Genomic DNA, 20,462 nt, shown 5'->3' with positions numbered 1-20,462 from the left:
AATCCCTTTTAATTTTTACTTACTTTCTTAGTAAAGAGAAGTGTCCTTTTTTAATAATAGGTTGTTTATCTGGGTCAGAAGATATTAATTGTACACTAAACCAATAATCATTAGAAGGTAGTAATTTACCGTTGTAGGTTCCGTCCCAACCTTGTCCATCAATATTTATTTGAGCAACAATTTTTCCGTATCTATTATAAATGTAAATTTCTCCGTTGGGATAAAAAGTATTATTGATCCCTTTAATTGTCCATGTATCATTTTTTCCATCACCATTTGGTGTAAAGAATTTAGGAAATTGTATTACAGAAACTACTAGTTCGGATGTACCACAACCATCTTTGTTTTCAACGATAATTTTATAAAAACCACCTTCAATATCATTAAAAATATTACTGTCTTGAAATGGACGAATAATTACACCATTTTCATTTTCTAAAGCGTATTGAAATTCTTCTTCTATTAATGGATTTGTAGGTATATTTATTTGAATACTAAGGTTACCGCTTATGCCAGAAGTATCATCGGTAATAATAACATAACTTTCTTCTAAGGTATCAAAGTCTGATTTTAAAACCACAATAGTTTTTGTTATAGAGCAAACAGTAGATGTTTTACTAAAAGCTGTTACTGTGTAAGTACCTTGTTCTGTAATATTAATTTCTTGTGTATTTCCGCCAAAAACCACTCCGTCTTTAGTCCATTCATAATTATAATCATTAACAGTAATGGCGGCTAAAGTATAAGGTATGTTTTTAGCACAAAGTATAATTGGGTCGTTTGGGTTTTCACCTTCAATTGTAAACTCAGGAATAGGGTTTGTTTTAAGATATAACTGACCAATTCCTTCACAATCATTATTGTTTTTATTTTTTATTTTGATGTAAATGGTTTGGTTAAAAGCATAATCTGGACTGTTGTTATTTCTATGGTTAGAGATGTCATTAATTTGATTTACAACAGCATCTCTATCTTCCGGAGTTTCAAAGAAAAGAACTTCTATTTCATCTCTAAAGTCCGAAGGAAAGGTATTTATGATTTCTTGCTCTGCGGCACTAAAGTTGAAATATGTGAATCCATCTATGCTAGAATCGTTTCCGTCTGCATCTACAATGTCATCACAAGCTTCAAAAGTTTTATCATAAGAAACATCACCGGCATAAGATGCCGTAATTTCAATTTTTACAATTGAGTAACAACCTTGTTCTGATATTACTCTAACACCAGCTTCTGCAAAACCATTAGTTACAGGGTAATTTTGTATGTCTGTTATTAACTTAGAAGAGTCTCCATTAATGGCGTCAGTTTCTGTTTGGTAATATTCAAAAGTTACAGTTGTATCTGTAGTTATATTTATTTCTGCCTGAGTAAGATTTATAATGGTATTTCTGTTTATGTCATTTGCACATTGCTTTAGTTCTACTAAGGTTGTTAATAAAACAGGTTTTGGGTCTACAATTAGTTGAAAAGATGTAAATGTACTACCAGAGCTATCGTCTGAAATGGCATTACAGTCTGGGTTGTCAATATTTTCTACTCTAACATAAATAGTTTGAGAATTAGTTACAGAATAGTTACTGTTTTTGTTTATGGGATTTGTAGAACTGCTAGTTTGTGCGTCTGCCAAAGAAGTATGATAAGAAACGTTATATTGAGTAGGGCTTAGAGGTCCTAAAATTTCTGAATCTTTACTGCTTAAATCAAAAGTATTTATAATTCCATCAGAATCAGAGCCACTTTCTGCATCATCACATAATCTATAATTTGTAGGCTGTTCTGGTGTTGGTTCGCTTGTTACTTCTAATTCAAATTCTGTAATAGCATAACAACCATTAGGTGCATTTGTATTGTGTACGCGCGCATAAATAGTTTGTGTACTTACTGTATTTACTTCGTATGGAGTTGGTAAATTTGTACCGGTTTCATTGTTGGTAGCTTTTTCTAAAGAGTCAAAGTATAAAACATCAAAAGTAGCAGGATCTAATCCATCTAAAATTTCTGAGTTTTTTAAACTTTCTAAATCAAATTGATTAGGTGTGTTTAAATCTGTATCACAAAAATTAATATTCTCTGGTTTTTTAGCACTTGCAGCTTCAAAAACATCAACATTAAATGTTGCGTTATATTCTATATTGTTACCACAATCATCTTCTAAAGTAACTTTTAAACTATATGTACCAGCATCAGCAAAAGTAATATTATTTAACTCTAATTTTTGTTGTGTAGCAGAAGAAGAAATTGTGGTAACACTTGTACCGTTATCTAAAGTCCATGTATATAGAATATTAATACCTACAATATCTTCCGGTTCTATGGTTTTATTATCTCCTATACAAAATTGTAAATCTTGATTATTAATAACTTCATCTGTACTAATATCTTTAATTTCTATAGGTAATAAAAGAGAAGATAAAAAAGGAGGAAGACCTTGTGATGCAATTGCACTTCCTAAAGATACGGATTGATGAGAGTAATTAACATTACTGCCCAAATTGTCAGGGTTGTTAATAACACTAATTGAATTAGAACCATTACTAGACCAATAAATTTTACCATCTGGTCCTAATTGTAATGCTCCTCTAGAATTAAAATAGGTGTGAATAAGAGTTCTTGAGTTGTTTATGTCTGAAAAAGAAGAAAGTGTTAAGTCGAATTGATATAAGTTTTCTGTAGAGTTACTAGACTCTCCTGTTGAAATATATAACCTGTTACTAGACGTAGAAAATTCTACACCATAACCGCCATTACTTACACCTAAATTTAATTGGTTTGCACTTATAGCTCCGTTATAATTAGTTACTTCTCCGGTTTCATCATTAAAATCAAAAATATAAGTACCATCTCCCATATTTGCAGATACTAAAGTAGAACCGTCGGGAGATACTTTTAGATAACCTCTAACGTCACTAGTTCTAAAGCCCGGCAATTCGCTTATTACAGGGTTGTCTATATCTACACCATTTTGATCAACTTTGTATGTGTAGAATTCGTTATTTCCATTAGCGCCAGTTCTTTCTGATAAAGAAATTACCCAATAACTATTGCAGTCTTTTGCTCTTACTGCTGTTACTTTTTCGGTCCAATTACTGTCTTTGTTATCAGATAAGTTTATTGCCCCAGTTGTTGTGTTTATATCTCCTAAACCACCATTTAAACTCATGTCTATTTCATAAAGGAAAAAACCAGAGATACCACCTGTAGAACTACCTGTAGCAGTTGTACCAACAGTAAATAAATAATAAATATTAGAGTTACTTGGTGATGGTATTGTTAATGCAGATTGAGAACTAGAAGAGTCACCTCTTAAACCCGTTCCATTAGGCATTGGGTTATTATTTTTATCCCATACAGTTAATGTTCTATCATCATTACCAGGTGCACCTACATAAAATAATAAATTACCATCGGCATCAGAAAAAGAAGAGCAACCTTCAAAAGTGTTTAGTTGACTACCGGTAACAGGTATTGGAGAGCCAGAATTAAAATCTAATGCAGCTCTATTACCAAAATACCAAAAATTGGCTTCTTTTTGTGAAAATGAATTTAATGTAAAAAATAGTATTATTAGGGGTAATAATCTTTTCATTTGACAGAATTATGTGAGTAAATGTCAAATATATTTAAAAAGGACTACAAATCTCTCTTTTTTAACAAAGCAAAAGATAAATATATAAAAATAAAAGTCCAGATAGCAACAATGATTATAGATAAGATACTGACATCATAACTTTTAGTGAAGTTTTCTCCAATTTGATTTGCTACAGATTTAACAGCGCCTAATCTAGAAAATGGTTCTTTTATTAAGTTAGTCATGGCTTCAAAAGGTAAAAACTGCATAATATTGTTTACAGATTCTGTCGTTTTATCTGCTCCTCTAAAAGACCAAAAAAGATATCCTTTAAACATACTTTCTATAATTAACCAGACTACCATTGCACCTACAGCAAAAGCAGAACGCTTAACTAAAATACCAAAGAATAAGCCCATAGAAAAGAAACCAACAAGTTTTATAAAAAAAGCAAGTAAATATTGCAGATCAGAAAAAACAATGGCAAGTTCATTATAATCAGAATAAATAAAACCAAGTATTAGAGATACTACAAAAACAAATAGAGTAGAAGCTAGGGCAAAAGCAATAACCGTATAAAACTTAGAAAGTATAAATTCTTTTTTGCTTAAGCCATCAATTAAGTTTTGCTTTAATGTTTTATAACTATATTCATTAGCCATCATAGAAACAATAACTAAAAGTAGAAAAAACTTTAAAATAGATGCTATATAGGTGTTAAAATGCCAGATGTATGGAAAATTGAAAATTCCCATTTCGGCTAAATGGAATTTAATAGGACCAATATCAAATTTTATTGCAGCAATTAAAGCAATGGATGTTAGTAAACCAAAGTAAATAATAGATAATACTTTACTAGCAGTATTGTGTTTTAGTTTATGAAATTCTATAGTTAGTAGTCTTAACATGACTTTATTTTTAGGTTGATTAGTTGTTGTTGGTTAAATCTAAGAATTGTTGCTCTAAACTAGGTTTACGCTTTACTAAATGAGATAGTACAATTCCGTTTTCAAAAAGAAATTTGTTTATTTCTGTAGCAGAAAGAGGCGAAATTAGAGTTGCAATTATTGTTTTGTGGTCTTTAGCAATTTTGCCAATAGCTTTGTGTTTTTCTAATAAGGATACTAATTCTTCTTCATTAGTTTCTACTTTTAGTTCAAACAAGCCATTAGAGGCAGTCATTTCATCTACTCTACCACTATATAATTTTACTCCCTTTCTAATAACTACAACATGGCTACATACTTTTTCTACTTCGTCTAAAAGATGAGAAGCCAATAAAATTGTAGTACCGTTAGCAGCAATACTTTTTATAATTTGACGGATTTCATGAATTCCTTGTGGATCTAAACCATTGGTTGGTTCATCTAAAATTAAAATTTCTGGGTCGTTTAATAAGGCAGAAGCAATAGCTAAACGTTGTTTCATCCCTAAAGAATAGGTTTTAAACTTACTGTCTTTTCTATCAAAAAGGTTTACGACTTTTAATTTTTCATCTATTTTATCAGTTGTAATTCCTTTTATTTTACAAATTAAAGCTAAATTTTGGGAAGCAGTCATGTAAGGATAAAAGTTAGGTCTTTCTATAATTGCACCTACTTTTTTTAATGCTTGATGAGTTGTAAATTGCCCATTAAACCAAGAAAAATCTCCAGAAGTTTTGTTTACAACATTTAAAATAATACCTAAAGTGGTCGATTTTCCACTACCGTTAGGTCCTAAAATACCATAAACATTTCCTTTTTCTATATCAAAAGAAAGATTGTTAACAGCATGTACTTTTCCGTATTTTTTATCGAGATTTTTAAGAGATAAGATAGTTTCCAAAGAAATTGTTTTAGTCGATTATGTTTGTAAGACGACTAATTTACAATTTTGTTACCGTAAAAATGCTGAATTATAAAATTGAATAAGCTTTTTACTATTTATAAAGATGTAAATAGTAAAAAGTTTGTGTAACTTATACTTTAATATTCGTTAAAATCAAAATCATCGTAATGCCCAAAGTCATCATCAATATCATCTTCATCATCAAATTCATTATCTAATTTTTCTGCAACAAATTCTTTTTCTGGAGCTTCTGTAGGAATTTCTCCTACGGTTAAAATAACTTGTGGCAAATTATCTTTAACATCATTAGAAATTTCGATTACTTCTACATAGAAAGTCCACATGTTTAAAAAGTCGTAAACGTAAATTAATTTGTTACTTTCTTCAGGTAAAGTTTCATTTAAAATACATGTTTTCATAGAATCTCCAACGCCAACTTCTTCCATATTAAATAACGGAATTTCTTCTCCTTGGTTCCATTCATCATCTGTTCTATAAAAAGAAGCCATTTCTTGACCTCCAAAACCAAAAGATTTTGCAATAATTAAATGTAAGTTTTCTAAATCTATTTTACTGTCAACTAAAATAGTTCTAATTACGTCTTCTTTAGAGTCTAAAATTACTCGTATTTTATACATAAAATGGTTTCAATTTTAAGCTGCAAAAATACAAATTTTTATATGTACTTTTACATTATAATCTTAATGATATGGATACAAATGCTATTTTAAAAGCTTTTAACGAAAGCTCTAAAGGTACTTTAATGGAAACGCTTGATATTGAATATGTTGCTCTTGGTGATGATTTTTTAACAGCAAAAATGCCTGTAAATGCTAAAGTTCATCAGCCTTTAGGGCAATTACATGGTGGCGCAACTGCAGCTTTAGCAGAGAGTGTGGGGAGTGCGGCTTCTAATTTTTTTATAGATCATAAAAATCAATTTGTAAATGGCATTCAATTATCTATAAACCATATAAAAAGTAAAAGAGAAGGTGTTGTTTTTGCAACAGCAAAAAATATTCATAAAGGTAAAACTACACATTTGTGGGAGGTTACAATTGTAGATGAAAAAGGTAATTTAATTTCTGTAGCTAAAATGACAAATATTGTTTTAACTAAAAAATAATTAGTTTTTATTTTGAATATTATTTTTAATAAAATTAAAAAAAGCTACAGAAGCCAAAAGCCTTTTGTAGTTTATAGAAAACCGAAAGAAAAAGAGGTTTTGTCTTTTTTTCAAGAAGATGATACATTACATTTTTCATCAGATTTTAATGAAGAGGGCTTTGTTTTTTCTCCTTTTAATAGTGATGAAAAAACAGTTCTATTTCCTTTAGAAAACTCTGAGTTGATAAAAGAAGAAATTGTTTTAGATAAAGATTTTGATCTTAAAAAAGTTGATATTAAAAAAAACAATATAGATAAAGAAAAACATGTTCATTTAATAGAAGCCGCTTTAAGTGAAATTAATAGCAATAAGCTTATAAAAGTGGTTGTTTCTAGAAAAGAAGAGGTTTTATTATCAGAATTTGATGTTTTACTTACTTTTAAAAAATTACTAACAACGTATACAAATGCTTTTGTTTATGTTTGGTTTCATCCAAAAGTAGGTTTATGGTTTGGCGCCACGCCAGAAACACTTTTAAATATTTCTAAAAAAAGTTTTAATACCATGTCTTTGGCAGGAACTCAGGTTAATAAAAATTTAAGTAAGGTTGTTTGGAAAAATAAAGAGTTAGAAGAGCAACAATTAGTTACTAATTTTATAGAAAATCAATTAACACCAATTTCTACAAGTTTAAAGATAGATAAAAAAGAAACTGTAAAAGCTGGAGATTTATTGCATTTAAGAACAAAGGTTACAGGAAGTTTAAATGATAAGGCTAGTTTAAAAGAATTAATAAGAGCTTTGCATCCTACACCTGCAGTTTGTGGTTTACCCAGAGAAAGCGCAAAGAATTTTATCAACCTAAAAGAAAATTATAAAAGAACATTTTATGCTGGTTTTTTAGGTGAATTAAATTTAGAAAAACAAAATACATCGTTATTTGTAAATTTAAGATGTATGAGTGTTGTAGATAATATTGCTTCTGTTTATGTTGGTGGTGGAATTACAAGAGAAAGTAATGCAGAAAAAGAATGGAAAGAAACAGTATTTAAGAGTAAAACGATAAAAAAAGTACTTTAAAGTTTAAGGGGTAAAAATAAAAAGACCGTTAATTATAAAACTAACGGTCTTTAGTGTGTAAATTGAACTATTTGAATTAAATTCTTTTTAATTTAGTTTAAAATGAATTATGCATTCATAAAAACAATTAAATATCATCAAAAGAAACATCTGTAAAACTATCTGTAGTTTTGCTGTCTCCATTATTAGTTGTGTCTTCTTTTTTAAAGTCTTTTTGGTGGCGTTCACTAATTACTTCGCTACCTTTTTCATTTAAAATGTAATCTGTTGCTTTGCCTAGCATTTCTTGAAAATCGGTAAAATCTTCTTTATATAAGTAGATTTTATGCTTTTGGTAATGGAAAGAACCATCATCATGCGTAAATTTTTTACTTTCTGTAACGGTTAGGTAGTAATCGTCTGCTTTTGTTGCTCTTACATCAAAAAAATACGTTCTTCTTCCAGCTCTAAGTACTTGTGAAAAAATTTCTTCTTGTTCAACTCTTTCTGCTCTCTCTGCCATAATCCTTTTAAAATAGTAATTATAATTTGTTTGTTATACTTAACAAATCTAATAAAATATTTTACTTAGCCATACTAAAGATTAAAATTCTTTTTCTAGAAGTTGTTGCTCGTACAATTCTTTGTAGTAACCGTCTATTGTTATTAGTTGATTATGAGTTCCTTGTTGGGTTATTTTACCATCTTCTAAAACTATTATTTTATCGGCATTTTTAGCAGAAGAAACTCTGTGACTAATAATAAAAGTTGTTATATTTTTAGAAATTCTTTCTAAGTTAGATAAGATTTTTTCTTCTGTTTCTGTATCTACCGCAGATAGGCAATCATCAAAAATTAAAATTTTAGGCTTTTTTATAATTGCTCTAGCAATAGATACACGTTGTTTTTGTCCGCCAGAAAGAGTTACACCACGTTCTCCTAAAATAGTTTTATAACCTTTAGGAAAGTTAATAATGTTTTTATGAACATCTGCATTTTTGGCTGCTGCAATTATTTCTTCTTGTGTAGCGTCTTCTTTACCAAATTTTATATTGTCTTCTATGCTTTCAGAAAATAAAAACGGATCTTGGGGTACAAAACCAATTTGATTACGAATATCGTTTAGATTGGTGTCTTTTATAGGTGTTTTGTCTAATAAAATAGTACCCTTAGTTGTATCGTATAATCTAGAAATTAATTCTATAATTGTAGATTTACCAGAACCAGTTTTACCTAAAATAGCTAAAGTTTCTCCAGATTTTACTGTAAAATTTATGTTTTTTAAAGCAGTTATATTTGTATCATCATAAGTAAAAGTAACGTCTTTAAAAGTTACATTACCGTCTATTTTAGTAGTAGAGTTGTTTGTGTTTTGTATTTCTGGTGTTTCTTGTAAAAATTCATTAATTCTTGCTTGTGATGCTTCTGCTTGTTGAATTATAGAGGTAACCCAACCTACAACTGCTACTGGCCATGTTAAAATATTAACATAAAGCATAAACTCTATAATGGTTCCTATTTGAATTTCGTTGTTAATATATTGTTTACCACCAATGTATAAAACTAGTAAATTACTACAACCAATTAATAAAACCATTAAAGGGAAAAATAAAGCATTTGCTTTTTGTAGATGAATGTTTTTTTCTTTGCTTTTATCTGCAATTTCATCAAAATCATAAATAACAGAAGTTTCAATACCGTAAGATTTTACAACATTAATTCCAGAGAAAAATTCTTGATTAAATGTTGTTAATTTAGAAAGGTATTGCTGTACAATTGTACTTCTTTTATGTATTATTTTACTTAAAATAAAGATAGAAATAGACAATAAAGGAAAAGGTATTAAGGTATATATGGTTAATTTAACATCAATACTAAGCATTTGAGTAAAACCAACAGCAAATAAAATTAGCATATTCATGCTATACATAATTGCAGGACCTACGTACATTCTTACTTTAGAGACATCTTCAGAAATTCGGTTCATTAAATCACCTGTTCTATTTTTTTTATAGAAGTTAAGAGATAGGCTTTGGTATTGTAAATATATTTCGTTTTTTAGATCAAATTCTATTAATCTAGAAGTAACAATTATTGTTTGTCTCATTAAAAAAGTAAAAAAACCAGACAATATTGCTACACCAATAATAACAAGTATGTTTATTAATAACTGATGTTCAATTTCATCTAGGTTTGTAACCAGACCATTTTGGTAATCTTCTACAATGTTTAAAGAATCACCTATTATTTGAGGTATTTTTAAAGCTAAAAACTTAGATAAAATGGTAATTAAAATACCAATTATAAGTCGCCATTTATATTTAGAGAAATACTTGTTTACGTGTCTTAGTTCCTTCAAGGGAAATAATTTTTATTAAAAAATAAAATTACAACTATTAAGAAGTTTATAAATTATTTTTTTGTTAAAAAAGAGAAAGCGCAAAGATACAAGATTAAGCATAAAATTAATTCTCAAAAAAGAATTAAAAGTTGGTAGAATAAAAATAAAATAATACTATTTTTGCACAAAAATCTATATTTAAGTTCTTTACAAAATGATTAACAGAAGACATATTCGAGTTAAAGTAATGCAATCTGTATACGCTATGTTACAGTCTCATAATGATGATATTATTAAAGAGGAAAAATTTTTAAAACATAGTATCTTAAAAATGTATGACTTGTACGTTTTAAATTTACAATTGCTAGTAGAGGTACAAAAATTAGCAGCAAAAAAAATAGCGCTTTCTAAAAAGAAAATTTTAGCAACCAAAGAAGATTTACAGCCAAATACTAAATTTATTGACAATAAATTAATTAACACAATTGCAGAAAGTGTTAGCATAGAAGGTTATTTAGAGTTAAATAATTTAAATAATTGGCAAGAAAATGATGAGTATGTAAAAATTATTTTCGATCAATTACAAAAGAGTAAATTATACAAAAAGTATTTAGCAACTACAGAAGACTCTTATAAAATTGATAAAGCATTTGTAATAGATTTTTTCAAAGAAATTATAGCTCCAAATGAAAAATTAGCAGAATATTATGAAGAAACAATGATTTCTTGGTTAGATGATATTCCTTTTGTAAATACTTGGGTTGTTAAAACGTTAAGCAAGCAAAAAGACAACACTATTTTTGTTTTAGGTAAGCTTTATAAAGATAAAGATGATGAAGAGTTTGTATCTAAATTGTTTAAGAAAACAGTATTAAAAAACAACGAATACGAACAAATTATAGAAGAAAAGACACCAAATTGGGAAACCGATAGAATTGCAGACGTAGACATGATTTTAATAAAAATGGCTATTTCAGAATTTCTTAATTTTCCTACTATACCAACAAGAGTTACTATTAATGAGTATATAGAGGTTTCTAAAGATTATTCTACAGAAAAAAGTAGTTATTTTATAAATGGTGTTTTAGATAAAATATCAAAAGAATTTATCAGTAATAAAAAAATTGTTAAAATTGGTAGAGGATTGCTCTAAACTATAGGTTTAGATAATTTATTTATTATTTTTACATAAAATATACACAATGAAAAAAATAACAATCTTATTAGCTTTAGCAATTACAGCTTCTTTTTTTACAGCATGTAAAGATGGAGGAAACCCTGTAAAAATAATTAAAAAAGAAAATTTAGATCAAGCAGCATCTAGAGATTTAGAAATCAAAAAAGGAACTGCATTAATATCTTTGGATAAAAAAGTTTATGATTTTGGTACTGTAAATGAAGGCGATATTGTAGAAACAGTATTTAAAGTTACTAACACTGGTAAAACAGATTTAGTAATTACAAACGCTACAGGTTCTTGTGGTTGTACAGTTCCTGTTTGGCCAAAAGCACCAATTAAACCAGGAGAAACAGGTGATGTATCTGTAAGATTTAACACAAACGGAAAACCAAATAGACAACAAAAAACAGTTACTTTAACAACTAATACAGAATCTGGTAGAGAAGTATTAACGTTAAAAGGATCTGTAATACCAAAATAAAAGTTATAATTTATGTATACAGTAATGTTTTTACAAGAAGGAGCAGGTTCTTTAATGAGTATGTTACCATTTTTAGCAATTATTGTGGTGTTTTATTTTTTTATGATAAGACCACAAATGAAAAAACAAAAAAAAGAAAAGGCTTTTCAGGCTGAAATTAAAAAAGGAACTAAAGTGGTTACTTCTAGTGGTATTCATGGTAAAATTGCAGAAATAAACGCTGCAAATAATACGATTACTTTAGAAACAGGAGCTGGAAAAATTATGTTTGAAAGTTCTGCAATTTCAATGGAATTAAGTAAGAAATATACAGAGCCAACTAAAAAGTAGAAATATTATATTAAAGTATAAGAAGTGAGCATTATCTTTTTTTTGATACTGCTCGCTTTTTTTGTTTACATCCTTTTTGTGTAGATTGCATTAAAAATTAATAGTAATTTTGAGAAAGACAAAGAAAATATCAAAAAGCTTTATAGGTTTTTTAGTAGCATCAACATTAATGTGGCTTCTAATTACTCTTTCTAAAGATTATTCGGTTACTTTAACATTTCCTATAAAATTTAGTAACATACCACAAGATAAATTACTGCAAGATAAAACAACAAAAAAAATAGATTTATTAGTAAATGCGTCTGGTTATAATATATTAAGATCTAGACTTAGAGACCAAAATATTACTTTAAAAGGTAATGTTCTTAATAGAAAAAAAACAAATAAATACTATTTTCTAACAAAAGATCAACTTAGTAATATAAAAAATCAACTTCACTCAGGTGTAGATTTAGAAGAGGTTATACAAGATACAATTTATTTAAATTTAGCAAGTTTAGCTTCTAAAAAAGTGGCTTTGTTACCCGATTTAAATATTAAATATCAGGTAGGATACGAAAACTCAGAAAAATTAAAAGTAACTCCAGATAGTATTGTAATTTCTGGACCAGAAGACCAAATAAATAAAATAAACAATATTAAATTAGAGTTTTTAAAATTAGAGAATGTTAAAGCAGATTTTTCTAAAAAATTAAATATTGTAATACCTGGCAATTCAGATAAAATTAAAACAAGTTCTAATACAGCAACACTTAGCGGAAAAGTAGAAAAATTTACAGAAGGTACTATAGAAGTGCCTATAGAAATTACAAATTTACCTAAAGGAATAGAGTTAACTACTCTAAATAAAAAAGTAGAAATTGTTTATGTAGTTGGGCTTTCTAATTTTGATAAAATTGATGAAAGTTTTTTTAAAGTTTTTTGCGATTACAATTTAGCAAAAGAAAACAATCTAAATTATTTACTACCAAAAGTAGAACTTAAATCTAACTTAATTAAAAGTTTTAAGGTGATACCTAATAAAATAGATTTCTTAATTCATAAATAAATGGTAGTTGGTTTAACAGGCGGAATCGGGAGTGGAAAAACAACGGTAGCAAACATTTTTTCTAAGTTTAAAAATGTGGCTATTTATTGTGCAGATGATGAAGCTAAAAAATTAATGAATACCTCTTTAGAGATAAAATCTAAACTAATTAATTTATTTGGTGAAACGTCTTATCTGGATAATCAATTAAACAGAAAATTTATTGCATCCATTGTTTTTAAAGATAAAGAAAAGTTAAATGCTTTAAATTCAATAGTACATCCGGTTGTAAGAAAACATTTTAAAGACTTTGTAGAATTACATGTTAATAAAGATTATATCTTGTATGAAAATGCCATTCTTTTTGAAAGTAAGAGCAATCTAAAATGTGATATTGTTATTTCTGTTTTTGCTCCAAAAAACATTAGAATAGAACGTACAATGTTAAGAGATGGAAGTCTTAAAAAAGAGGTAGAAAACAGAATAAACAACCAATGGTTAGAAGATAAAAAACTATTACAATCAAACTACATTATTAATAACTTTAATGATAAAGATATTGATAGTCAGGTTTTTATCATCCATAATATTTTAACAAAAAAAAGAAGCTGTTTTTAATTAAAGTTAGTTTTTTTGTTAAAAAAGTCACAAATTTATCTTTATATTGTTAATTTAGGTTAAAAAAAATAATTCCAATTTTTGAAAGCCGTAACTTTGAACCATGGGTAAGAAAATGTTTCTTCTTATAGTAGCTTTAATGAGCATCTCCTTAATAGGGATTATTGCTGTACAAGTGTATTGGATTAATAATGCATTGGCAAGTAAGCAAGAACAATTTAAGAATGATGTGCAGAAATCTTTAGTTAGTGTTTCTGAAAGAATTAATACAAAAGAAGAGGAAGAGTTTGAGAAACAGATAGAAGGAATTATTGAGCAAAAAGGGATTGCTGATGATGCACAGATTAAAAACTATTTTTTTCAACAAATAGATACCACAACACAAGAAAGATTTTCTTACGGAGCTACAATTTTAGAGGAGAATTTTAAATTGTCTCCAGAATTTTTAGATAATGATACTATCATTTTTAAAAGAGTTTCTGGTAAGAAAGATTATTTTCAATCTCGTCTAATAAAAGGAGTCGATAATATTTTTACAACAATAGATGAAAGTAGGTTTTCTTTTACAAAAAGACTATCAAATGTAGAAAAAAGTCAATTTAAAGAGTTTTTTAAAGATGTAGCTAATAGAAAACCAATTCATCAAAGAATAAGTAACAGGTCATTAAATTCAATTATAAAAGAAGAACTGGTTAAGAAAAATGTAGATTTAGATTTTAAATATGGCGTTTATAGTAAAGATGGATTAGCAACAAAATTAAAATCTGGATATTACACAGTTAATAAAAAAGAAAGTATTGTTTATCCGCTTTTTTTTAATTCAGACGGAGATGTTGAATATGAATTGTATGTAACATTTCCAACAAAGAATGAGCATATCCTTTCTGGCATTTCTGGTATTTTATTGTTGTCTTTACTTTTTATATTCATTATTATTATTGCTTTTTCTAGCTCTTTATACCAATTAATTAGGCAAAAGAAAATATCAGAAATAAAGACAGATTTTATCAATAATATGACACATGAATTTAAAACACCAATTGCAACAATTAATCTAGCATTAGATTCTATTAAGAATCCTAAGATTATTAGTGATGGTGATAAGGTTTTGCGTTATGTGCAAATGATAAGAGATGAAAATAAAAGAATGCATTCTCAAGTAGAAAATGTATTAAGAATTTCTAGATTAGAAAAAAACCAAATAGAAATTAGTAAGGAAACTATTGATATGCACGACATAATAGATGATGCAATATCTCACGTAAGTTTATTAATATCAGATAGAAAAGGAACCTTAAATACTCATTTTGAAGCCTTAACTGCAGAAATTCCAGGAAACCAATTTCATTTAACAAATGTTATTGTTAATATGTTAGAAAATGGTTTAAAATATTCTGAAGGGCAACCAAAAATTGATGTGTATACAGAGGTTACAAATAAATATTTTGTTTTTAAGATAAAAGATGAGGGAATTGGAATGACCAAAGCCGTACAAAAGCAAATTTTTGAAAAATTTTATAGAGAACAAAAAGGAAACATACATGATGTAAAAGGCCATGGTCTTGGTTTAGCTTATGTAAAAGAGATTATAGATAAACATCACGGAACGGTTTTTGTAGAAAGTGAAAAAGGAAAAGGAAGCATATTTACAGTAAAATTACCTTTAATTTAAAATATAACAATGGGAAGTAAAAAGATTTTATTAGTTGAAGACGATCCAAATTTTGGAACAGTCTTAAAAGATTATTTAGCGTTAAACGATTATAACGTTACACATGCTAAAGATGGTATAGAAGGTTTAATTATGTTTAAAAATAGCGAATATGATTTGTGTATTTTAGATGTAATGATGCCGCGTAAAGATGGTTTTTCTTTAGCGCAAGATATTAGAGTAACAAATAGAGAAGTACCAATTATCTTCTTAACGGCAAAAACATTAAAAGAAGATGTTTTAAAAGGTTATGCAGTTGGTGCAGATGATTATTTAAACAAACCTTTTGATTCTGAAGTATTATTGCATAAAATTAAAGCAATCTTACAACGTAAAGAAACAGATATTTCTACAGAATCTGAGCAATTTGAGTTTACTATTGGAGGCTTTTTCTTCAATTCTAAATTACGTCAATTATCTAAGGGTAAAGATGGCGATGTTATTAAATTATCACCAAAAGAAAGTAAATTGCTAAGAATGTTAGCAATTCATAAAAATGATTTAATGCCAAGAGAGTTAGCATTAACTAAGATTTGGAGAGATGATAATTACTTTACATCTAGAAGTATGGATGTTTATATCGCTAAACTACGTAAATACTTAAAAGAAGATGAAACTGTAGAGATTTTAAATATCCACGGAGAAGGATTTAGAATGGTAGATAAATCTTAATTTAATAATCTTCCCTAAAAAATAAACTCAACTTGATATACTTCAAGTTGAGTTTTTGTACATTTATAGTATGGCAGAATTCATTAAAATATATAATGAAAACCCAAATCAAAAAGAAATTGATAAGGTTGTAAAAGTTTTAAAAAACGGTGGGTTAATCATTTATCCTACAGATACTGTTTATGGTTTAGGGTGTGATATTACAAATACAAAAGCTCTAGAAAAAATTGCCAAAATAAAAGGAATTAAGCTTGATAAGGCTAATTTTTCTTTTGTCTGTAATGATTTAAGTCATCTATCTGACTATGTTAAGCAAATAGATTCGCCTACTTTTAAGCTTTTAAAAAGAGCTTTGCCTGGTCCTTATACGTTTATTTTACCAGGCAGTAATAATTTGCCAAAAGCATTTAAAAAACGTAAAACAGTTGGTATTAGAATACCAGATAATAATATTGCTAGAACACTAGTAGCAGCTTTAGGAAATCCGATTGTTTCTACATCAATAAGAGATGATGATGATGTTTTAGAATATACAACAGATCCAGAATTGATTTTTGAAAAGTGGAAAAACTTAGTAGATATTGTAGTTGATGGAGGTTACGGAGATAATTATGCTTCTACAGTAATCGACTTAACATTTGGTGAACCAGAAATAGTTAGAGAAGGAAAAGGAAGTTTAGATATACTTTAAAATTGTTACTTTATCTTTGACATTACCTTAGAGAACTAAGGTGATAAATATTAAATGTTTTTCTACTCCGTTTTTTTTAGTCTTCTACAGATTTTAATTTTCAAAAAAGCTAAAAACATTACCACCATAACGTTTATCATAACTATGCTTTTCATGTTTAGATAAGTCTGTGTGTTTAGAATGTTCTACAATTAAAATACCTTCTTCTAGTAAAAGGTTGTTGTCAAATACTAAATCTACTATTTTAAAAAACTCATCTTCATTAAACCCATAAGGAGGGTCTGCAAAGATAATATCTGTTTGTAAAGATGTTTTTTCTAAAAACTTATAAACATCACTTTTAAAAGTATGTATAGGTAAATCTAACTCTTTAGAAGTAGTGTTAATGTATTTTATACATCCAAAATGAGCATCAATAGCATAAATTGTTTTTGTGCCTCTAGAGGCAAATTCATAACTTATATTACCTGTGCCTGCAAAAAGATCCATAACAGAAATACTATCAAAAAAATAAGTATTATTTAAAATATTAAATAAAGATTCTTTGGCCATGTCTGTTGTAGGACGTACAGGTAAGTTTTTAGGCGCAGTTAAGCGTCTACTTTTGTGTTTTCCAGAAATTATTCTCATGAGCCTAATAGTATAAAGTTAGAATGCTTAGATGCATTTAATTGATTAAAGATAGTGTTCTTACTCTCTAAAAAAGAAACATTTCTAATATATTGATATGTTATTTTATAAATTTCTGATTCTTTTTCTATATCACCTGTAAAGTATAGTGGTATTTCTTCTACATTTAAATTTAATTGCTCAAATGTAAATAAGATATAGTAAATAAAATCTTCTTTTGTTAGAAAAGAAAACGTGTTAGAAAAGATTAATTTTTTCTGATCTAATACAATAATATCAAAAGTAGATTTAGAAACATTAACAAATAATGCTTTTTCTGCTAATTGGTAGCTGTTAATTAAATTTTCGATGAGCACAGAAGTATGATGTTTGTATTCAAACTCTCCAAAATTTTGAAACAGATAGTTATTGATGTTTATGTATGGTATAAAAATGTTTTTAGCATTAATAAAGTCTAAATTATCAAAAGTAATATAGTCTGTGGCTAAAGTTTTTACATTAAAATTAAGGTATTCAGACAGTTTATCTTCAATAAAATACTCATTAGGCACTAGTGTAGATAAATTATTTTGATGAATAACTAATATAGAAGAAAAATCTTTTTGTAAATATAAATCTGTTTTAAAAATTTCATCAACTTTTAAAGCTAGTTTTTCGGGTGTTATTTGTGTTTCTTCAAACAAGTATTCCGAAAAATATACTGTTTCTTTAGTAACAAAATCTGTAATACAAAAAGAAAATCCATCCAAATTAAATTGGATGGATAACTTTGTATCTTTTGTGTTACTGATAGAATTGTTACTGTTATTCTTTACTATCACCGTCTTTTTTATCATAAGTAGGAGGCCAGTTACCACTAGTTGTAACTTCATCTAAAGATCCTACAGAAATGTATTCTCCTTTAATTTGATCTGTTGCAATTGCTTCTAATTCTTGTTTTAAAAGAGATTCATCCATACCTTTTAAAACATCTTTTTTCTCTGCATACACATAAAAAGTTGGTACTACCATTCCTGGTACTTTTTGCACTGTTCCAACTTCTACTTCAAACTCTTTTCCGTTTAAACCAGGTACTTTAAACATATCTTTGTAGTTTTTACCTTCAAAGTATTTAGATACAGGTTCATAACCTATAGTGTCTATTTGTCTTTTTTCTACATCAACAATAATACCACCACCTCTGTCTTCTTTTTCAACAATAGTTTTAGTTTCTGTTAACGCTAATTTTGCTGTATCAATAAATTTAATTAAACCAGCTTTGTCTTTAGTATATTTTCCTGTTACTTCAAAATATTTTACCTCTGCATCTCTAATTATTTTTAAATTGTTTACTACTTTTTCGTACTTAACAACTTTATTTTTGTTAAAGATAATTGGCTCCATAATACCATAGTAAATTTTATAAACTAAAAATACTGTTACAACCAAAAGCAATAAAGATGCTATCCATCTTAATTTTAATGGTAAATATTTAACTATAACAATAGCCAATAGCACTGCAACGATAACCGCTGCCAAAATCATTCCGAGTAATCCCATTTTAATTTATGTTTTTTTAATAGTCGTAAGCAAATCTACAAATTTTTTTTAATGATAAAAACTTTTATTTGCAAATCAATGTATCTTTGTTGCATTAATTTTTATATGTTAAAAAAAGCTACTGAATTTTACTCTGTTTTACTCAAAAATTTTCAATATTCACCTACGTTAAAGCAAAATAAGCTGTTAAAGCTTTTGAGTGACTTTGTTTTTAGTGAAGATAAAGATGGTTTGTTTTTGTTAAAAGGATATGCAGGTACCGGAAAAACAACTATTATTAGTGCTTTTGTTAATAGTTTGCCTTCTGCAGAAAAAAAAGCAATATTATTAGCGCCAACAGGTAGGGCAGCAAAAGTTATATCTGTTTATTCTAAAAGACCCGCTTTTACAATTCATAAAAAGATTTATTTTCCTAAAAAACAAGCAAACGGTTCTGTAGATTTTGTTATTCAGCCTAATAAACATAAAAACACCATTTTTATTATAGATGAAGCATCTATGATTCCGGATGGTAGGCAAAATCAAAAATTATTAGATTCTCAATCTTTGTTAGATGATTTAATTTCTTATGTTTATTCTGGGCATCAATGTAAATTAATTTTTATTGGAGACACAGCACAATTACCACCTGTAAAAATAGATGTTAGTCCTGCTTTAGATCCATCAACTTTACAATACGATTTTTTAAAAAATGTTACAGAAATAGAGTTAGATGAAGTAATGAGGCAACATAAAGACTCTGGTATTTTGGCGAATGCTACTTCATTAAGATTTTTAATACAAAATGACACTACAAACTTTAAGTTTAACATAGATTTTTTAGATATAATAAGGTTAGAAGATGGTTACGATATAGAAGATGCTATTGTTTCTGCTTATGATAATTCTGGTGTAGAAGATACTGCTTTTGTGGTAAGGTCTAATAAAAGAGCAAACCAATATAACGAGCAAATTAGAATGCATATTCGTGGGCAAGAGAACATAATCTCTGCAGGTGATTATGTAATGGTTGTAAAAAATAATTATTTTTGGTTGGCAGAATCTTCTTCGGCGGGTTTTATAGCAAACGGAGATATTTGTGAGGTTTTAAAAATATTTTCGATCAAAGAGTTGTATGGCTTTAAGTTTGCAGAAGTAGAGTTAAGAATGATTGATTATCCAGAAATGCAGCCTTTTGAAACCGTTTTGCTGTTAGATACGCTGTCAAGTGAAAGTCCGTCTTTAACTTATGAAGATTCTAATAGACTATACCAAGCTATAAAAGAAGATTACGCGCATGAAAAATCAAAATATAAGCAGTTTTTAGCAATTAAAAAGAATATTTACTTTAATGCTTTACAGGTTAAGTTTTCTTATGCAATAACCTGCCATAAATCTCAAGGAGGACAATGGAAAACTGTTTTTATAGAACAACCATATTTGCCAGAAGGAGTTTCTAAAGCTTATTTTAGATGGTTGTATACAGCAATTACAAGAGCTCAAGAAAAACTATATTTAATAGGCTTGGATTCAATGTTGTAACGCAACAAACCGTATTGTTTTTTTGATGTTACTAAGCTACAAATTTTAGTTCTAAGTCCATCATTTCTTTAGGTGTTTTATATCCAATAATTTTTCTTGGTCTGTTGTTTAATTTTTGTTGAATATTTTGAAGCTGTTTTATGTCAATTTCATTAA

Annotated in this window: 20 protein-coding genes and 1 pseudogene; 11 read left to right on the top strand and 10 right to left on the bottom strand. The window is 27.9% G+C overall.

All coding sequences use genetic code 11. The features are described 5' to 3' along the window. Window positions 1-19 precede the first annotated feature (19 nt). The 4 genes from KI686_RS03410 to KI686_RS03395 all read right to left on the bottom strand — a co-directional run bounded on the left by KI686_RS03410 (window position 20) and on the right by KI686_RS03395 (window position 6,036). A complete protein-coding gene (locus tag KI686_RS03410) occupies window positions 20-3,586 on the bottom strand; it encodes a T9SS type B sorting domain-containing protein (RefSeq protein WP_237587867.1) in 3,567 nt (1,188 codons plus the stop codon). A 44-nt stretch (window positions 3,587-3,630) separates the two neighbouring features. Further along, complete coding sequence (locus KI686_RS03405; RefSeq protein WP_237587866.1) at window positions 3,631-4,476, bottom strand: ABC transporter permease; 846 nt, start codon at window positions 4,474-4,476, stop codon at window positions 3,631-3,633. Window positions 4,477-4,495: 19 nt separating this feature from the next. After that, window positions 4,496-5,395 (bottom strand): ABC transporter ATP-binding protein, encoded by a 900-nt coding sequence (locus KI686_RS03400; RefSeq protein ID WP_237587865.1) that lies wholly within the window; start codon window positions 5,393-5,395, stop codon window positions 4,496-4,498. 140 nt (window positions 5,396-5,535) lie between these two features. After that, on the bottom strand, window positions 5,536-6,036 hold the full coding sequence (locus KI686_RS03395) for an IS1096 element passenger TnpR family protein (RefSeq protein ID WP_237587864.1): 501 nt from the start codon (window positions 6,034-6,036) through the stop codon (window positions 5,536-5,538). Window positions 6,037-6,107: 71 nt separating this feature from the next. Between KI686_RS03395 and KI686_RS03390 the strand changes: the two genes are divergently transcribed. Both KI686_RS03390 and KI686_RS03385 read left to right on the top strand, forming a co-directional pair. Beyond that, entirely contained in the window at window positions 6,108-6,524 is a 417-nt protein-coding gene (locus tag KI686_RS03390; protein ID WP_237587863.1) for a PaaI family thioesterase, read from the top strand. Between the two features lie 12 nt (window positions 6,525-6,536). Beyond that, window positions 6,537-7,586 carry an isochorismate synthase gene (locus KI686_RS03385; RefSeq protein WP_262913964.1) on the top strand — a complete coding sequence of 350 codons (1,050 nt, stop codon included), beginning with the start codon at window positions 6,537-6,539 and terminating at the stop codon, window positions 7,584-7,586. Window positions 7,587-7,713: 127 nt separating this feature from the next. Here the strand turns inward: KI686_RS03385 and KI686_RS03380 are convergent, their stop codons facing one another. Then, window positions 7,714-8,088, bottom strand: coding sequence for a PUR family DNA/RNA-binding protein (locus tag KI686_RS03380; protein WP_237587862.1), 375 nt, complete (start codon window positions 8,086-8,088; stop codon window positions 7,714-7,716). 81 nt (window positions 8,089-8,169) lie between these two features. Then, window positions 8,170-9,924, bottom strand: a complete 1,755-nt coding sequence (locus tag KI686_RS03375; RefSeq protein ID WP_237587861.1) for an ABC transporter ATP-binding protein — start codon at window positions 9,922-9,924, stop codon at window positions 8,170-8,172. A 196-nt stretch (window positions 9,925-10,120) separates the two neighbouring features. Here KI686_RS03375 and nusB point away from each other — a divergent pair, with 196 nt between their 5' ends. From nusB to KI686_RS03335, 8 genes are all read left to right on the top strand, one after another. Continuing rightward, the gene (nusB, locus tag KI686_RS03370; RefSeq protein WP_237587860.1) at window positions 10,121-11,059 is read left to right on the top strand and encodes a transcription antitermination factor NusB; all 939 of its coding nucleotides are present in this window, start codon (window positions 10,121-10,123) and stop codon (window positions 11,057-11,059) included. Window positions 11,060-11,108: 49 nt separating this feature from the next. Beyond that, entirely contained in the window at window positions 11,109-11,567 is a 459-nt protein-coding gene (locus KI686_RS03365) for a DUF1573 domain-containing protein (RefSeq protein WP_237587859.1), read from the top strand. A gap of 12 nt (window positions 11,568-11,579) precedes the next feature. Then, entirely contained in the window at window positions 11,580-11,897 is a 318-nt protein-coding gene (gene yajC, locus KI686_RS03360; RefSeq protein ID WP_237587858.1) for a preprotein translocase subunit YajC, read from the top strand. Window positions 11,898-12,006: 109 nt separating this feature from the next. Next, window positions 12,007-12,945 carry a CdaR family protein gene (locus tag KI686_RS03355; protein WP_237587857.1) on the top strand — a complete coding sequence of 313 codons (939 nt, stop codon included), beginning with the start codon at window positions 12,007-12,009 and terminating at the stop codon, window positions 12,943-12,945. Next, entirely contained in the window at window positions 12,946-13,542 is a 597-nt protein-coding gene (coaE, locus tag KI686_RS03350; protein ID WP_237587856.1) for a dephospho-CoA kinase, read from the top strand. It begins immediately after the preceding gene. Window positions 13,543-13,645: 103 nt separating this feature from the next. Continuing rightward, on the top strand, window positions 13,646-15,214 hold the full coding sequence (locus tag KI686_RS03345) for a sensor histidine kinase (protein ID WP_237587855.1): 1,569 nt from the start codon (window positions 13,646-13,648) through the stop codon (window positions 15,212-15,214). 9 nt (window positions 15,215-15,223) lie between these two features. After that, window positions 15,224-15,925: a response regulator transcription factor gene (locus KI686_RS03340; protein ID WP_237587854.1), complete on the top strand. Its 702-nt coding sequence runs from the start codon at window positions 15,224-15,226 to the stop codon at window positions 15,923-15,925. Between the two features lie 70 nt (window positions 15,926-15,995). Further along, the gene (locus KI686_RS03335) at window positions 15,996-16,616 is read left to right on the top strand and encodes an L-threonylcarbamoyladenylate synthase (protein WP_237587853.1); all 621 of its coding nucleotides are present in this window, start codon (window positions 15,996-15,998) and stop codon (window positions 16,614-16,616) included. A gap of 93 nt (window positions 16,617-16,709) precedes the next feature. Here KI686_RS03335 and KI686_RS03330 read toward each other — a convergent pair whose 3' ends face one another. The 3 genes from KI686_RS03330 to KI686_RS03320 are packed head-to-tail and all read right to left on the bottom strand — an operon-like array spanning window position 16,710 to window position 18,785. After that, a complete protein-coding gene (locus tag KI686_RS03330; RefSeq protein ID WP_237587852.1) occupies window positions 16,710-17,246 on the bottom strand; it encodes an RsmD family RNA methyltransferase in 537 nt (178 codons plus the stop codon). Then, window positions 17,243-18,067, bottom strand: coding sequence for a DUF3822 family protein (locus KI686_RS03325; protein WP_237587851.1), 825 nt, complete (start codon window positions 18,065-18,067; stop codon window positions 17,243-17,245). The genes KI686_RS03330 and KI686_RS03325 overlap by 4 nt, the downstream gene beginning before the upstream one ends. Then, the gene (locus tag KI686_RS03320) at window positions 18,051-18,785 is read right to left on the bottom strand and encodes a hypothetical protein (RefSeq protein ID WP_237587850.1); all 735 of its coding nucleotides are present in this window, start codon (window positions 18,783-18,785) and stop codon (window positions 18,051-18,053) included. Before KI686_RS03320 ends, KI686_RS03325 begins: the two co-directional genes overlap by 17 nt. Before the next feature lie 105 nt (window positions 18,786-18,890). Here KI686_RS03320 and KI686_RS03315 point away from each other — a divergent pair, with 105 nt between their 5' ends. Further along, on the top strand, window positions 18,891-20,306 hold the full coding sequence (locus KI686_RS03315) for an ATP-dependent DNA helicase (RefSeq protein ID WP_237587849.1): 1,416 nt from the start codon (window positions 18,891-18,893) through the stop codon (window positions 20,304-20,306). A 31-nt stretch (window positions 20,307-20,337) separates the two neighbouring features. On the opposite strand, the pseudogene KI686_RS17295 reads toward KI686_RS03315, so the two are convergent. Further along, a pseudogene (locus KI686_RS17295) lies at window positions 20,338-20,462 on the bottom strand (IS30 family transposase); the annotation flags it as partial.

This window comes from Polaribacter sargassicola (genome assembly GCF_021991835.1).
In the GTDB taxonomy this organism is placed as follows: Bacteria; Bacteroidota; Bacteroidia; order Flavobacteriales; family Flavobacteriaceae; genus Polaribacter; species Polaribacter sargassicola.
The sequence above is the reverse complement of the archived record's forward strand: the minus strand, read 5'-3'. Positions and strand labels throughout refer to the sequence as shown.

Bases quoted from the DNA above. Each gene is read 5' to 3' on its own strand.
- KI686_RS03345 (WP_237587855.1), top strand. From the start codon at position 13,646: ATGGGTAAGAAAATGTTTCTTCTTATAGTAGCTTTAATGAGCATCTCC.
- nusB (WP_237587860.1), top strand. From the start codon at position 10,121: ATGATTAACAGAAGACATATTCGAGTTAAAGTAATGCAATCTGTATAC.
- yajC (WP_237587858.1), top strand. From the start codon at position 11,580: ATGTATACAGTAATGTTTTTACAAGAAGGAGCAGGTTCTTTAATGAGT.
- KI686_RS03410 (WP_237587867.1), bottom strand. From the start codon at position 3,586: ATGAAAAGATTATTACCCCTAATAATACTATTTTTTACATTAAATTCA.
- KI686_RS03390 (WP_237587863.1), top strand. From the start codon at position 6,108: ATGGATACAAATGCTATTTTAAAAGCTTTTAACGAAAGCTCTAAAGGT.
- KI686_RS03365 (WP_237587859.1), top strand. From the start codon at position 11,109: ATGAAAAAAATAACAATCTTATTAGCTTTAGCAATTACAGCTTCTTTT.
- KI686_RS03335 (WP_237587853.1), top strand. From the start codon at position 15,996: ATGGCAGAATTCATTAAAATATATAATGAAAACCCAAATCAAAAAGAA.
- KI686_RS03405 (WP_237587866.1), bottom strand. From the start codon at position 4,476: ATGTTAAGACTACTAACTATAGAATTTCATAAACTAAAACACAATACT.
- KI686_RS03340 (WP_237587854.1), top strand. From the start codon at position 15,224: ATGGGAAGTAAAAAGATTTTATTAGTTGAAGACGATCCAAATTTTGGA.
- KI686_RS03315 (WP_237587849.1), top strand. From the start codon at position 18,891: ATGTTAAAAAAAGCTACTGAATTTTACTCTGTTTTACTCAAAAATTTT.
- KI686_RS03380 (WP_237587862.1), bottom strand. From the start codon at position 8,088: ATGGCAGAGAGAGCAGAAAGAGTTGAACAAGAAGAAATTTTTTCACAA.
- KI686_RS03320 (WP_237587850.1), bottom strand. From the start codon at position 18,785: ATGGGATTACTCGGAATGATTTTGGCAGCGGTTATCGTTGCAGTGCTA.
- KI686_RS03395 (WP_237587864.1), bottom strand. From the start codon at position 6,036: ATGTATAAAATACGAGTAATTTTAGACTCTAAAGAAGACGTAATTAGA.
- coaE (WP_237587856.1), top strand. From the start codon at position 12,946: ATGGTAGTTGGTTTAACAGGCGGAATCGGGAGTGGAAAAACAACGGTA.
- KI686_RS03330 (WP_237587852.1), bottom strand. From the start codon at position 17,246: ATGAGAATAATTTCTGGAAAACACAAAAGTAGACGCTTAACTGCGCCT.